Origin of the sequence: Mycobacterium sp. 852002-30065_SCH5024008, from assembly GCF_001665645.1 — a bacterium.
GTDB classification, from domain to species: domain Bacteria; phylum Actinomycetota; class Actinomycetes; order Mycobacteriales; family Mycobacteriaceae; genus Mycobacterium; species Mycobacterium paraffinicum.
Window position 1 is genome coordinate 1 of record NZ_LZSZ01000151.1, and the last position, 14,232, is coordinate 14,232.

The 14,232-nt window shown below is 66.6% G+C and carries 15 protein-coding genes, 1 tRNA gene and 1 pseudogene; 13 read left to right on the forward strand and 4 right to left on the reverse strand.

Annotated features, from left to right (window positions below; genetic code table 11):
• The 3 genes and pseudogenes from A5781_RS18825 to A5781_RS18835 form a co-directional block, all read right to left on the reverse strand.
• Window positions 1-100: pseudogene (locus A5781_RS18825) on the reverse strand (WXG100 family type VII secretion target); the annotation flags it as partial.
• 161 nt (window positions 101-261) lie between these two features.
• Window positions 262-1,422 (reverse strand): PPE family protein, encoded by a 1,161-nt coding sequence (locus A5781_RS18830; RefSeq protein WP_067209780.1) that lies wholly within the window; start codon window positions 1,420-1,422, stop codon window positions 262-264.
• A 58-nt stretch (window positions 1,423-1,480) separates the two neighbouring features.
• On the reverse strand, window positions 1,481-2,377 hold the full coding sequence (locus tag A5781_RS18835) for a PE domain-containing protein (RefSeq protein WP_067209783.1): 897 nt from the start codon (window positions 2,375-2,377) through the stop codon (window positions 1,481-1,483).
• Window positions 2,378-2,733: 356 nt separating this feature from the next.
• Here A5781_RS18835 and A5781_RS18840 point away from each other — a divergent pair.
• The 5 genes from A5781_RS18840 (at window position 2,734) to A5781_RS18860 (ending at window position 5,643) form a co-directional block, all read left to right on the forward strand.
• A tRNA-Leu gene (locus A5781_RS18840) sits at window positions 2,734-2,807 on the forward strand.
• Window positions 2,808-2,996: 189 nt separating this feature from the next.
• Complete coding sequence (locus A5781_RS18845) at window positions 2,997-3,467, forward strand: hypothetical protein (RefSeq protein ID WP_067209787.1); 471 nt, start codon at window positions 2,997-2,999, stop codon at window positions 3,465-3,467.
• 151 nt (window positions 3,468-3,618) lie between these two features.
• Window positions 3,619-3,921, forward strand: coding sequence for a hypothetical protein (locus tag A5781_RS18850; RefSeq protein WP_067209791.1), 303 nt, complete (start codon window positions 3,619-3,621; stop codon window positions 3,919-3,921).
• A 44-nt stretch (window positions 3,922-3,965) separates the two neighbouring features.
• A complete protein-coding gene (locus A5781_RS18855) occupies window positions 3,966-4,331 on the forward strand; it encodes a DUF732 domain-containing protein (RefSeq protein WP_067209824.1) in 366 nt (121 codons plus the stop codon).
• A gap of 85 nt (window positions 4,332-4,416) precedes the next feature.
• Window positions 4,417-5,643, forward strand: a complete 1,227-nt coding sequence (locus A5781_RS18860; protein ID WP_067209793.1) for a methyltransferase — start codon at window positions 4,417-4,419, stop codon at window positions 5,641-5,643.
• Here the strand turns inward: A5781_RS18860 and A5781_RS18865 are convergent.
• Window positions 5,640-6,632: a chemotaxis protein CheB gene (locus A5781_RS18865; protein WP_067209796.1), complete on the reverse strand. Its 993-nt coding sequence runs from the start codon at window positions 6,630-6,632 to the stop codon at window positions 5,640-5,642. The genes A5781_RS18860 and A5781_RS18865 overlap by 4 nt on opposite strands.
• Before the next feature lie 270 nt (window positions 6,633-6,902).
• On the opposite strand from A5781_RS18865, the gene A5781_RS18870 reads away from it, so the two are divergent.
• From A5781_RS18870 to A5781_RS18905, 8 genes are all read left to right on the forward strand, one after another.
• Window positions 6,903-7,685 (forward strand): hypothetical protein, encoded by a 783-nt coding sequence (locus A5781_RS18870; RefSeq protein ID WP_067209800.1) that lies wholly within the window; start codon window positions 6,903-6,905, stop codon window positions 7,683-7,685.
• Between the two features lie 95 nt (window positions 7,686-7,780).
• Complete coding sequence (locus A5781_RS18875) at window positions 7,781-8,548, forward strand: dienelactone hydrolase family protein (RefSeq protein ID WP_067209804.1); 768 nt, start codon at window positions 7,781-7,783, stop codon at window positions 8,546-8,548.
• 12 nt (window positions 8,549-8,560) lie between these two features.
• The gene (locus tag A5781_RS18880; protein ID WP_067209807.1) at window positions 8,561-8,836 is read left to right on the forward strand and encodes a DUF6295 family protein; all 276 of its coding nucleotides are present in this window, start codon (window positions 8,561-8,563) and stop codon (window positions 8,834-8,836) included.
• Between the two features lie 23 nt (window positions 8,837-8,859).
• Entirely contained in the window at window positions 8,860-9,615 is a 756-nt protein-coding gene (locus tag A5781_RS18885) for a DUF427 domain-containing protein (protein ID WP_082939428.1), read from the forward strand.
• Window positions 9,616-9,991: 376 nt separating this feature from the next.
• Window positions 9,992-11,080 carry a YncE family protein gene (locus tag A5781_RS18890; protein ID WP_067209814.1) on the forward strand — a complete coding sequence of 363 codons (1,089 nt, stop codon included), beginning with the start codon at window positions 9,992-9,994 and terminating at the stop codon, window positions 11,078-11,080.
• A 143-nt stretch (window positions 11,081-11,223) separates the two neighbouring features.
• The gene (locus A5781_RS18895; RefSeq protein WP_067209816.1) at window positions 11,224-12,855 is read left to right on the forward strand and encodes a long-chain fatty acid--CoA ligase; all 1,632 of its coding nucleotides are present in this window, start codon (window positions 11,224-11,226) and stop codon (window positions 12,853-12,855) included.
• A gap of 41 nt (window positions 12,856-12,896) precedes the next feature.
• Window positions 12,897-13,370, forward strand: coding sequence for an SRPBCC family protein (locus tag A5781_RS18900; RefSeq protein ID WP_067209820.1), 474 nt, complete (start codon window positions 12,897-12,899; stop codon window positions 13,368-13,370).
• A gap of 20 nt (window positions 13,371-13,390) precedes the next feature.
• Window positions 13,391-14,232: class II glutamine amidotransferase (locus A5781_RS18905; protein ID WP_067209828.1), on the forward strand; the 842-nt coding region annotated here is incomplete at its 3' end.

Sequence of the window (14,232 nt, forward strand, 5' to 3'; positions counted from 1 at the left end):
ACATCTTGCGAGCCTCGTCCTCAACCGTCTGGGCGTGCACCTCGAAGCGGCCCGCCATCGCCCGCATTTCGTGCGGGTCAGTCATAAAACGTGTTGCCATTTAATTTCTCCTTGTCGTTCAAGCCTTCAATGTCGAAGTCTTAACAGTTGTAATTGATGCGGTGGTGGCCGCGTTATGGACAGATTACGGCCTACCGGTTAACTGATCGCCTCAAACGGGTGACATGCACCCCCTTATTTCCCGTATCGGTGGTCCCGACATCAGACAACAACCTGCTTGGGCATGACGATCGGCTTGAAGCCGTACCGCGGTCCGGAGCCGTAGGCACCGGCGCCCTTGGCGGCCGCGGCCATGCCAGGCATGCCGGGCATGGCCGTAACCGGTTCGGCCTCGGCCGCCGCCGTCCACCCGGAGCCCTCGAGGGGAGCGGTGGAGGAGGCCAGCGACGCCGGGGCGGCCGCATTCCAGCCGGCCGGCACCGACAGTCCGCCGACCGCGGAGGCCTCGCCCAGGGCGGCCGACGCTCCCGCGCCCGACACCGAGCCCACCATGGTGCCCTGCACCATTCCACCGGCGAGCGGAGTGACGGAATCGGTGAGCGCGAACGGGATCGACGGCACGGAACCCAGTGTGTGCCCCAGCGAGACCGCCGTCGGGATGGTGTTGCAGACCCACCAGGCCGCGGTGTTGACGGCACCGTTGATGCCGTTGAACACCGACGGGGTGCCGATGAATTGGTCAATCGAGTCCAGGAGGCCCGTGCTTTGAACCGGGATGGAGGTGGCGGCCAAGGGCGCCGCGTTGGAGACGGGACCGAGTAGCGCCTGGGTCGTGCCGCTCGTCGAGTCGGCGGCCAGGGCGGTGCTGCTCGCGGCCGCGGCCGTCCCAGGGTTGGTGGTCGACGTCAGCGGCGTGACGGGGGTAAGGACCCCGGCCGCCGCCGAGGCGACCTGGTACGCGGCCATCATGGCGGCGTCCTGGGCCCACATGGCGGCGTACTGCGCTTCGGTCGCCGCGATCGCGGCCGAATTGACGCCGAGGAAGTTGGTCGCGACGAGCGTCGCCAGCAACGTCCGGTTGGCCGCGATCACCGGCGGGGGCACAGTCGCTGCCCACGCCGCTTCGTAAGCGGCCGCCGAGGCGGTGGCCTGCGCGCTCGCCTGCTCGAGAGTCGTCGCCGTCTCGGTCAGATAGGTGATGATGGGTTGCGCGGCGGCCGCGGCCGCCGCCGATCCGCCGCCGGTCCAGTTCTCGGTGGTGAGCAGCGAGACGATCGACTCCCACTGGGCCGCCGTGGTGCTCACCTCGGCGGCCAGGTTGGCGTAGGCCGACGCGGCGGCCATCAGCGGTGCGGCGCCGGCGCCGGCGTACATGAGCGCGGAGGTGATCTCCGGGGGAATTGCTGCAAAGTCAAGAACCATTTGTGTTTCCCGCTCCTTTTGTCTTTGAAATCTGAAGTTTTGAGGAAATGGCCGGAGGTTAGACGGCCGTCGGCTTGGGCATGACGATCGGCTTGACGCCGTAGCGCGGGGCGCCGAAGCCGGCACTGTTGCGCGCGGCCGCGCCCATCCCCGGCATACCCGGGATGATCCCGCCCGTGCCGGCCTGCGGCGCGGCGGCGGTCCAGCCCACCGTCTCCAGCGGTGCCGCGCTCGTGCCGACCACCGGGGTGGCGGGAGCGGCCCAAGTCGGCGGCACGGATAGATTGCCGACCAGGCTGGCCTGGCCCGCCGCTGCGGCGGGCAGCGCGCCCATGCCGGCCATGCCGCCACCGGCCATCGGCGTCGTGACGTCGGCGAGGCCGGCGGCGTCCGCGGCGGAGCCGGCGGCGTCGGCCGCGGAGGTGTCGAGCAGACCGCCACCGGCCAGACCCAGGAGGTCGGAACCGGCGGAGGCCCAGTTGCCGAAACCGATGTTCCCGATGTTCGCCCCGTTACTCGAAAGGCCGAAGATCCCTCCAAGCATCGCCGGGTTGGTGCCATTGGTGCCGGTGTTACCGAGGAGATACCCGAGCAAATCGAGGGGGGTGGTGGTGGGGGTGGAAGAAGCTGCGAGGGGGGCTGCGTTCAAGGCTTGAAGACTCGCCTGGCCCGCGTTGATGGCCTCGGTGTCGCCGTAGCTGCCGGAGCTGATGCCCAGGGTCTGTGCGTAATTCTGCAGCAAGGTCTGGGCCTCGGTGGCGATCGCCTGGTACTGGGTTCCGTAGGCCGTGAAGATCGCCGCCTGCTGAGCCGACACCGGGTCGGCGGCGGCCGGAGCGATCATCGTGGTCGCCGCCGCGGCGCCCGCGTTCTGCGCCGCCAGGTTGGTGTTTATCCCCGACAGCAGCTGCTCGGCAGCTAGCATCTCTTCTGTCTGTGTTGTCAGAAAAGCCATCTATTGCTCCTAGTGTTCGGAACGAGTCGACCCCCATGCGGCGGATCGACCTGAGTGTTTACGTAACGGCCCCTGTGCGTTGGCGTAACACTAACGACCCACGAGTCCACGTTCCCGGCCGAAAGCGCCGGGGTGACAGCCGTTTACGGCTTCTTAACGATGAGGCCGCTAGTTTTAACACGGTCCTGCCGGACGACATAGCGGTGTGATCTGTTGCCTGAAGGAAAACCGTGGTTAAGCTGCGCGGGCGCGGATCCTAGCTGACACACTTTCGCAGCGCATCTTGCAAATTTCGGTTATTTCGAGCGGGATGCGATGTCCCGGATTCGGCACCGGCGCGCTACATTCGCCGCCGAGCCCCCATAGCCCAATTGGCAGAGGCAGCGGACTTAAAATCCGCCCAGTGTCGGTTCGAGTCCGACTGGGGGCACCGGCGTCCGCGCAGGTCAGTGCATGCAGCGCGAGAATAGCCGCCCGCCACCCTCAGCCTGTTTGCCCGGCCGCCGATCCGGCGATCGAATCGGGGCCATCCTGCTATTCGAGGTAGAGCCTTAATGCCCTGTCTGCCGGACGCTGTCGGGGCGAAGGATCACCGTTCACAGGACTTAGGAGGTCGACGGTGATCAAGCTAGCCATCGTGGGTGCCGCGGTGGTGCTCATCGTCACCGGCTGCTCACCCCAAAAACACGCCAGCGGTGGCGGCACCACCACGACAACGTCTCACACCCAGGCCGTGCGCGGATGGGTCCAACTGACTCAGGACCACATGCAAGACCTGGGTATCGCCATGGGCAAGGCCACCTTCGCCATCGGTAGTAAGGACAACGCCGCTCTCGGGGCGGCCTGCCACGAGGGCCATGACGCGGCGAGCTTCCTGCAGGGCCATCTGCCCTCCCCGGACAAAGAACTCACCGACGCGCTGCAAGCCAGCCTCGACGACTTCGACGCCGCCTCCCACTTCTGCGTCGCCGCGGTCGAGGACAACGATCCGAACGAGGCCCGCCACGCGGGCGAGTTCATGAACTCTGCCGAGGGGCATCTCACGACCGCCACCGCCGTCCGCGATCGCATCGTCAACGGACCCGGATAGGTCCGATCGCGGGGCAGGCCTCTCGGTCGACATCGGCCGTGCCGGAAGCGACGAATGGTCCGATGCCGGAGGACCTTGGCCCCTACCTCCAGTTGTGGCGCAGGGCCGACAGTGAGATCACACGCGTCGTCGCAACTGAGAGGACAAGGACATGAATCGCGAAGTGAGCAAATTCTTCTGCGGAGCGTTCGCCGGAATCGCCTACGCGCACGCGGGTTACGCCGTCGCCGCATCCGCCGGCATCATCGACGAGCCAATCTTCCTCGGCAGGAAGTGGGGCGTCGGATACATGTGGACAGAGGCCGTTGTCTATACCGCGATCAGCGCCGCCCTTGGTTACGCCGGCTGGCGTACGCAACCCGTCAACTTGCGTGAGGTAAGCGCGGCGGAGACAAACGGGCAGACCGAGCAGGGTGTGGGCGAGGCGAAGGTGCCCCTGTCGACGTCGAATTGATCGTTCTCGACGGGATGCAGCCACAGAAGGAGACCGCAGCCGGTATGAACGTTCGTCTCGGGAAGTGGTCGGCCAGCTGTGCTGTCCTGCTGTTCGCCGTCGTGCCGTTCTCCTCGGCATCAGCATCAGCAGATCCAGTCGATGATGCGTTCATCGCGTCCCTGGTGAACTACGGGATCGAAGTGCGAGACAGCGACACCGCGATTGCGATGGCCCACCGGGTATGCACGGGATTCGACAACAACGCGAATGCGAGCGTTCTGGCGCTGAAGGTGAAGCGCGACACCGATCTCACGATGAGGGAATCCAGCTACTTCGTCGGCCTGTCCGTGGCCGCCTACTGCCCGCAGTACCGCGGGCAGATCGACAGTTCGCTGATCTGGCTGATCCCGGGTCCCCCGCTGATGTGAACGCCGAGGCACGGCGTCAGCAAGCCGAGAGGCGCGAGGCGCAGTAAGTTGGTCGCGACCGCCACCGCGAAGGAGCCGCGCCGAAGTGACCGACGATCCGCGGGGTGACGGTGTCTCCCGTCAATACGATCGGTGGGAGTATCCGCCCCCGGTAACCGATCTCGCGGCGTGGACCAAGAATCACTGGGATTGGTTCGATCCATTCTGGGCGCACCGCGTCCTGTGGCCCAACCGGGAGTACAAGCCGGACCTCGACATTCTCATCGCGGGTTGCGGCACCTTCCAGGCGGCCGTTTTCGCCTTCATGAACCGCGCCGCCAAGGTGGTCGCGATCGACGTCAGCCGATCAGCGCTCAAGCACCAGCAGTATCTGAAGGACAAGCACGGCCTGGACAACCTGGAATTGCATCTGCTTCCCATCGAAGAGGTGTCGACGCTGTCCCGCGACTTCGACCTCATCGTGTCCACCGGCGTCTTGCACCACATGGCGGACCCACTGGCCGGGCTCAAAGCGCTTGGCGGCTGCCTGCGCACTGACGGGGCGCTCGGAGTCATGCTTTACGCGAAGTACGGCCGGATCGGGGTCGACATGCTCGAATCGGCGTTCCGCGACCTCGGACTGACGCAGGACGACACATCGGTCCAGTTGGTCAAAGAGGCGATTGCGGTGCTACCCGCGGACCACCCGGTTCGCCCCTACCTGAACGGCGCCCGCGATCTGCTGTCCGACGGCGCCCTGGTCGACACCTTCCTGCACAGTCGCCAGCGCGCCTACACCGTCGAAGAATGCCTGGACCTGGTCAGCTCCGCCGGACTGGCATTCCAGGGCTGGTTTCACAAGACGCCGTACTACCCGCACGCCTTCGTCGCGCCGGCGAGCCAGTTCCAGGCGAGGTTGAACCAACTACCCGACATCAAACTCTGGTCCGTGATGGAACGCCTGCAGCCCGCGAACGCCACCCACTTCTTCATCGCCTGCCGCCCCGAACGTCCCAAAGAGCATTACGCAATCGATTTATCGACCGACGGGGCGCTCGACTACGTTCCACTACTGCGGACGGCCTGCCTGCTGTCCGGCGACGAGATCCACGTGCCCGGAACGAAGCTCAAGCTCAACCCGGCTCAGCTGCCGTTCGTTCAGCAGGTCGACGGCCGTCGCACGATCAGGGAGATCATCGAGTCCGTGGCACAGCGCGGCGACGTCGGGCCCGAAAACGCAGGCCTGGTAAGGGAATTCGGACGCACGCTGTTCGAGTCGCTGTGGCGTCTCGACTTTTTGGCGATGGCGCTGAATACAAACCCATCCGGCTAGCCGTCAGCTTTTGCCGTGAGCAGGCCCTGCCGTAGCGCGGCAATCGCGTGTGCGGCCCGGTTGGCCGCCGTGGTATAGCCTTCCAAATCCGCTGCGCTCTCGGCATTTTCGGCGAGGCTGCGGGACAGGCGCGCCGTGTCCTTCAAGTTGCGGATCGCCGCCCAAACCGCCGCTTCAAGTTCGTCGCCGTAAGCGACCAGCAGCGACTGGGCGGTCCACGCGTGACCGACCTGGCAGCGGTAGCCGTTGTCGTTAACGGACATCAGAGCGCCGTTGCAGCTGGGGCAGCTGTACCCGGTCGGCGGCCCCAAATCTTCCATGCCCACGGACGCGGCGAACTGGCTGTCCATCGCGATCTGATTCTCCAGCTCGAGTTGCCCGACCGGGTCTGCCGCCGGCTCTTCGATGTTGCGATCAGCCAGCTGCGTCAGCAACCTACCGATCTCCTTGGCCGTCGCGGTGTGATCGGCCACGCCGGCCTTCACGGCGTTCTTCGGCAGATCGGGAAACAGAGCGTCCGTCGGATCCTGGACAACGGTGATTCCTCCTTTGCCCTTGATGGCGCGCAGCCCGGCCACGCCGTCGTCAAGCAGTCCCGACATCAGGACACCGATGGCGCGCGGGCCATAGTCCAGCGCGACGGACCGGAAAAGCGCGTCGATCCCCGGTCGCCGACCGCTCTCCCACGGTCCATCCGACAGCGCCACCCGATGGTCGCGGGCAAGCAGATGGTGATCGGGTACGGCGGCGTATATCCGCCCGGCCTCCAGGACAGCGCCGTCGACCGCCGCGACCGCCGGCAACGGGCCGCTTCGATCGATGATCTGCGCCAGCAGGGAAGGCGCTCCCCGGCTCATGTGGATGACGATCATGACGGCGAACGGAAAATCCGGTGGCATCCCCGCGGCCAGTTCGTTCAACGCTTCGATGCCTCCGGCGGACGCGCCGATCGCCACCACGCCTTCGGCCGGTGTTGCCCTGCGCTCCATAGCTCGACCTAGCCTTGCCCTGTCCTGGCTGACAGCTCGGAGATCCCGCCACCGTCCGCAAGCGTATGGCCTCAACATTGATCCAGGTAGGCGCCGACGCCAAGGGTCATAAGCCCTCTCCTGCTCGCGGCCGCGCGACCGGGAAAGCCCTTGGTGGCGAGGCGATCACAGCGACAAGAGGAGCGTCACAGTTCACATCATGACCCGCGGACCAAATTTTGGGCCTGCCGCCGACTGCGCGGCGAACCGTCACTCATACACTGACCAATCGTGGGCATGCTGTCTGGTCTTGCGCCGTGGATCGCTTATTGGGTGCTCGTCGGTAACGTCCCGTTCCCTGCCGCGGCGTTGGCAGCGCTGGCGATCACGGCCGTCGCGGTGGTGGTCGGGAGCGTCACCGGCAAGCCGGAGCGGACGCTCGAAATCGGTTCTGCCGCCGTATTTGTGGTGCTCACCGGGCTGACTTTCGCGCGGGACGAGTGGTTCGCCCAACGGTGGATGCTGCCACTCAGCGCCGCCGGGTTCCTCGTGGTGGCCCTGGTCGGAACGCTGACCGGCAAGCCGTTCGTGCGTGCGTTCGTAGCCGCGGAACAACCCGCCGACGTCGCTAAGACGGAGCTGTTCGGCCGGGTCGTCAGCGTCCTGAGCTGGGTCTGGGTGGGGACGGCGGCGGGCATGACGTTGTCGTCGGCGATCCCGCCGCTGGTGCGGGATGACGCCACGATCCTGGACACCAAGACCCCGTTGTCGTACGTGTGTTACTGGCTCATCCCGTTCACGCTGTTGGGCCTGGCGGCGCTGGCATCGCGGTTCCTGCCCGAGCGGATGCTGGCCGGCATCGACGACGTCGCCCGAGAAACCTCGTTCGTCGCGTACGACGAGGCCACCATCGACGAGCTGTACTTCCTCGCCCAGGAACACGCGAACCGGGAGGTCGGCCCCGGCAAGGAGGCCTACAACGTGAAGGTCGGGGGCATGGGCGTCCCGTTGACCGGTGATGAGTCCCGCAAGTCGTGGCCCTCGACCTACAAGGTGCGCGACAAACGGCGCTGAACGCGCGAAGGGTGTTCGGATACGTTGGTTTCCGGACCGGCGCGTGCGCCGCCGGGTCCGGTTGCGGCCAAGCACGGAGCCCCAAAGGAGTTGCGATGAACGCGCTCAGTCCAGACGCCATCCGGGCGGAAACGATCACCATCACCGGCCACGGCGGTGACGAGATCGAGGCGTACCGGGCTTGCCCAGTCGGTGAGCCGCTCGCCGAGGGGTCCCGCGGCGGAGTCGTGTGGATCCATCACATGCCCGGCTACGACCGTGAGACCAAGGAGTTCGTCCGGCGGCTCGCCGTCAGCGGCTATCACACCGTGGCCCCGAACCTCTATTCGCGCGAGGCCCCGGGTGCGTCACCCGACGACGCCGCGGCGGCGGCGCGAGCGGCGGGCGGCGTGCCCGACGAGCGACTGGTCGGCGATGTCGCTGGTGCGGTGGAGCACCTGCGTTCCTTGCCTGGGGCTAACGGGAAGTTCGGCGTCATCGGGCACTGCTCGGGCGGGCGGCACGCGTACCTGGCGGCGTGTTCGCTGCCCTTCGACGCCGTGGTGGACTGCTACGGCGCGTTCATCGTCGAGGATCCGCCGGAGGGCATGCCCAAGGCCATGAAGCCGATCCTGCAGCTGGCGCCGAACCTGAGCTGCCCGCTACTCGGCCTGTTCGGGCTCGACGACCGCTTCCCGGCTCCGCCCGCGGTGGCCGTACTGGACGAGGAGCTGACCAGGCTGAACAAACCGCACGAGTTCCATTCCTACGAGGGCGCGGGACACTCGTTCTTCTCCGTCGATCGGCCCGCCTACCGGCCGGAGGCGGCGGTGGACGGCTGGCGGCGCATCGACGACTTTTTCGCCACCCAGCTGAAAGGTTAGGTCTCGCCCGCCATGTGCACTTATCTCACCGAACACGTCGGAATCGACGGCAGCGGCAAGGGCGCCACCGGATGGTTTGGCGCCAGCCGCGCGACGGTCTACGTCGATCACCCGGTCCACGCGCCCTACGGCCACACGGTCAACATCGACGTGATCAACCCCGAACTCGGGCCGTCGGCGCGGGTGGCGCTGGAACTCACCGAGGAGAGCGCGCTGGCGCTGGCCGACGCCATCCGCAAGGCGATCGCCCATGCGCCGGCCGGACTCGCTTCCAAGGACCAGACGTGACCGCCGACCGGGACTACCCGCAGATGGCCGCTGAGCGCGGCCGGGTCGAGCCCGCGCCGCGGCGGGTGCGGGGCTACCTCGGGGATGCGCTGGTCTTCGACACCACGGCAGCCCTCTATGTGTGGGAGGTCCCGTACTACCCGCAGTACTACATCCCGCTGGCCGATGTCCGTGCAGAGTTCCTGCGCGACGAAAACCATTCGCAGAAGGTGCAATTCGGTTCGTCGCGGCTGCACTCCCTAGTGGGTGCCGGCCAGACCCACCCGTCCGCCGCGCGCGTGTTCGACGCCGACGGTGGCGGACCGGTGGCCGGGGCGGTGCGATTTGAATGGAACCCGTTGCGCTGGTTCGAGGAAGACGAACCGATCTACGGCCACCCGCGCAATCCGTATTCGCGGGTTGACGCGCTGCGCTCACACCGGCATGTTCGGGTGGAGCTGGACGGAATAGTGCTGGCCGACACCAGTTCTCCGGTTTTGCTATTCGAAACCGGTTTGCCCACAAGGTATTACATCGACCCGACCGATATCGCCTTCGAGCATCTGGAACCCAGCGCCACCCAGACGCTGTGTCCGTACAAGGGGGTGACGTCGGGTTACTGGTCGGTGCGGTCGGGCCCCCCTAATGATGAGGCCCTGCATCCGGACCTGGCCTGGACGTACCACTACCCGTTGCCCGCGGTCGGCCAGATCGCCGGTCTGGTGGCGTTTTACAACGAAAAGCTGGACATCTTCGTCGACGGCGACGCGCTGCCCCGGCCGCGCACCCAGTTCAGTTAGCCAGCGCGGTGTGATCTTTCCCTCTTCGCGCCCCGACCCTGAGAATTTCTTAACCTGGACACTCCGCGGCGCTGACCGGGTACGTTAGCGGCGAATGCGAAATCCGCCGGAAGCGCGTTTGCATCAGTTTCGCTACGGGTAAGCGACTGCGATACAGCGTAATTGAAAGCCTGAGCAGAACCTGAGTGCGCGGGGTGACGTAGCTAACGTCGGGGGATTTCAAGGGGTTTGACTCGATTTTTGGCCGGTAGACTCGTAAAAGCAGTCGCGTCAGCGCCTTTTGGTGCTGAGATCCTCGTGGATCTGGAGGCCAAATTGTCGCGCAATTCCCGGCGACGCCGCCTCCGCGCCGACAATATAGCAAAGGCGGTGCAGCGTGAGCGGTATAAACGACCGCAAGCCCTTCCAGGACGATCGAGACGAGCGGGTGTTCGGATTCGACGACGCCCCGGTGGTCCAGATCCCGGTGCGAAACGGTCCGATCAGCGACATCGGCGTCAGCTCCGACGGCACTCGGCTGGTGGTGGCGAATCACGGCCGCGACACGGTCTCGATCGTCGACGCCGATGCGCGTCGGGTTGTGCAGACCGTCACGGGCATTGACGAACCGTTCGCGATCGCCGTGAGCGGCGGGGCCTCCCCGCGCGCCTACATCAGCACCGCGTCCTCCTCGTATGACTCCATCGACGTCGTCGACCTCGCCACGAACGCGCGCGTCGCGACCCATCCGCTGGCCGACCGCGTGAGCGATCTGACCGTGAGCGCCGACGGGAGGTTCGTCTACGCCAGCCGCAACGGCGCCCGCGGCGCCGACGTCGCGGTTGTGGACACCACCACGGATGAGTTCGAGGTGATCGAACTCGCCGCGACACCCGGCACCACCGCGGACTGCGTGCGCATCAGCCCCGACGGGCGCCACCTGTACGCCGCCACCAACGGGCCGTCCGGCGGCGAACTCGTCGTCATCGAGACCGGGGCGCCGTCCGACGGCCCGGCCGGTTCCGGATCCCGCATCGTCGGCGCCTACGAGCTGGGTTTGCCGATCCGCGACGTCGCGCTGAGCAACGACGGCGCCACGGCCTATGTGGCCAGTTGCGGCCCCGTCGTCGGTGCGGTGCTCGACGTGATCGACACCCGGGCCCGCAAAATCACCGGAACCCGCAAGCTCAGCGAGCTCGCCGGCCCGCTCACCCGATTGGCGCTCAGTCGCGACGGCCGCCGCGCCTACTTGGTCAGCGACGACCGCGTCGCCGTGGTCTGCACGCGAACCCACGACGTCATCGCCGACATCGAGGCGGCGAAGGACTCATCCTGCGTGGTCGAGAGCCCCGACGGCAGGTACCTCTATATCGCCGGCCATTCCGGTGTGGTCACCGTCGTGCCGATCGCCGCGGGCGGGGGACCGGCCGAGGCGTCGACCACCCGGCTGCCCGCGTTGGCTCAGCGGGAACCCGTACTCGCCTAGGGTAATTGCCGACGCCGGCGCCGAACTCGGGCTTAGGGTGGAGGCTGCTGGCGGCTCATCGCCACCGGCCCGGGATGCGGCCACCCGCGTCTCGAGGGTTGACATCAGGCGACGCTGCGCCGGGATCTAAAGGCGGTACCTCAATGGACAGCACGATGCAGGACTTTCCGTTGACGATCACCGCGATCATGCGGCACGGCTGCGGTTTGCACGGCGAGCGCACGGTCACCACCGCCACCGTTGACGGCTACCGGCAAATCAGCTACCGCGAACTGGGTCACGACGCCGCCCGGCTGGCGAACGGATTGTGCCGCCTCGGCATCAACGGGGACCAGCGGGTGGCGACGTTCATGTGGAACAACGCCGAACACCTGACCACCTATCTGGCGGTGCCGTCGATGGGCGCCGTGCTGCACACCCTGAACATCCGCCTGTTCGCCGAGCAGATCGTCTACGTCGCCAACGAGGCCGAAGACCAAGTGGTGCTGCTCGATATGTCGCTGGCCAAGCTGCTCGCCCCGGTGCTGGGCGACCTCAAGACCGTGCACACCGTGATCGCGGTGGGGGAGGGTGACACCGCCCCGTTCGAGGGGTCGGGCAAGACCGTGCTGCGATATGCCGACGTGCTTGCCGGCGAGCCGACCGAGTTCGACTGGCCGCAGATCGACGAGAAGTCCGCGGCCGCAATGTGCTACACCAGTGGCACCACCGGCAACCCGAAAGGTGTTGTCTACAGCCACCGTTCGAGCTACCTGCACACCATGGCGGCCTGCACCACCAACGGTATCGGCGTGGGTTCCGTCGACAGCGTGCTGCCGATCGTGCCGATGTTCCACGCCAACGCGTGGGGCCTGCCCTATGCCGCCCTGATGGCCGGCGCCGACCTCGTCCTGCCCGACCGTCACCTCGACGCGCACTCGCTGATCCGCATGGTGGAGGACCAGCGACCGACCGTGGCGGGCGCGGTACCCACCATCTGGAACGACGTCCTGCATCGCCTGGAGGAAGAACCCGGCCACGACATGTCGTCGCTGCGGCTGGTGGTCTGTGGGGGCTCGGCCGTTCCGGTGTCGCTGATGCGCACCTTCGAGGAGAACCACGGCGTTCAGATCCGGCAATTGTGGGGGATGACGGAAACCTCCCCGATGGCCACCATGGCGTGGCCCCCGCCGGGAACCCCGGAGGACCAGCATTGGGCGTTCCGCGCCACCCAGGGCCAACCGGTCTGCGGCGTGGAGATGCGGATCGTCGACGACGAAGGTCAGGTGCTGCCCAACGACGGTGACGCCGTGGGCGAGGTGGAAGTCCGCGGCCCATGGATTGCCGGCTCTTACTATCTGACGGCCGACGACTCTAAGTTCGACTCCGGCTGGCTGCGCACCGGCGACGTCGGACGGCTCGACGAGCGGGGTTTCGTCACCCTGACCGACCGGGCCAAAGACGTCATCAAGTCCGGTGGCGAGTGGATCTCGTCGGTCGAGCTGGAGAACAGCTTGATCGGGCACCCGCATGTGGTCGAGGCCGCGGTGGTCGGCGTGCCCGACGAGCGGTGGCAGGAGCGGCCGCTGGCCGTCGTGGTGGCCAAGGAGGGCACCACAGTCAGCGCCGAGGACCTGCGAAAGTTCCTCGCGGAGAAGGTGGTTCGCTGGTGGCTGCCCGAGCGGTGGGCGTTCGTCGAGGAGATTCCGCGCACCAGTGTCGGCAAGTACGACAAGAAGGCCATCCGGGCGCGCTACGCCGAGCACGGCTACTGGGTGGTCGAGGCCCGCGACTGAGCGCGAGTCTCCGCGAATAACCCAGGGCAGGAAGGAACCCCATGTCCCAGCCGCTTGTCGTCGAACAATCGCACGTGGTGCCCGTCGCGCCCGACGCGGCGTTTCACGGCACGCTGCCCATCCCGTTGCCCGAGATCTTCGGCCGCCGGTACGGGCCGATACCGCCGATCAAGGAGGTGCGGGACCAGACCGGGGCCTGGGACGCAGCGGGTCAGAGCCGCACCATCATCCTGGCCGGCGCCGGCAGGGCGCGCGAAGACCTGACCAGTGTCGACGCGCCGCGATCGTTCGGCTACCGGCTCACCCAGATCCACGGTCCGATGGCGCTGCTGGTCGGCTCGGTCACCGGTGAGTGGGTCTTTACCCCGGCCGGCGGCGGCACCGAGATCACCTGGCGCTGGGCCATTTACCCGAAATCCGTCCTGTCCGCACCGGGCCTGCCGCTCTTCGGGATGGTGTGGAAGCGCTACGCGCGCCGAGTGCTGCTCGACCTCGCCGAGGTGTTGACCCGCTGAAGCTGGGTACCGTCGAGGCCATGTGTCGACTATTCGGGCTACACGCCGGGACTGACGTTTGCACCGCGACGTTTTGGTTGTTGGACGCCCCCGACAGCCTCGCCGATCAGAGCAGAAGGAACCCGGACGGCACGGGCCTGGGGGTCTTCGACGAGCGTGGCCGCCCGCAGCTGGACAAGCAACCCATGGCGGCCTGGGAGGATGCCGCCTTCGCCACCGAAGCCCACGAGTTGACCGGCACCACGTTCATCGCGCATGTGCGTTACGCCACGACCGGTGCGCTCGACGTCCGCAACACCCACCCGTTCCTGCAGGACGGCCGGATCTTTGCGCACAACGGCGTGCTGGAGGGGCTGGACGTTCTCGGCGAACGGCTCCGCGAAGTCGGCACCGGCGATCTGGTCCTGGGTGACACCGATTCCGAGCGGGTGTTCGCGCTGATCACCGCCTCGATCCGGGCGCTCGACGGTGACGTGACCGCGGGCCTGACCGATGCCATGAAATGGCTTGCGGCCAATGTGCCGATCTATGCGGTCAACGTGCTACTGAGCACGGCGACCGACATGTGGGCGCTGCGGTATCCCGAAACCCATGAACTGTGCGTCTTGGATCGTTCCGGCGACGCCCCCACCCGGGCCCTGGAATTCGACCTGCGCACCAAGCGAATTCACGCCCGGTCGGAACATCTGTGCACGCGCCCGTCGGTGGTGTTCGCCACCGAACGCATGGACGAAGACCCCCGCTGGCGGCTGCTCGAGCCGGGTGAGCTGGTCCACGTCGACGCCGCGCTGCAAGTCGACCGCAGTCTGATACTTCCCGACCCTGTCTCTTATACACATCTGACGCTGCCGACGATCGCATA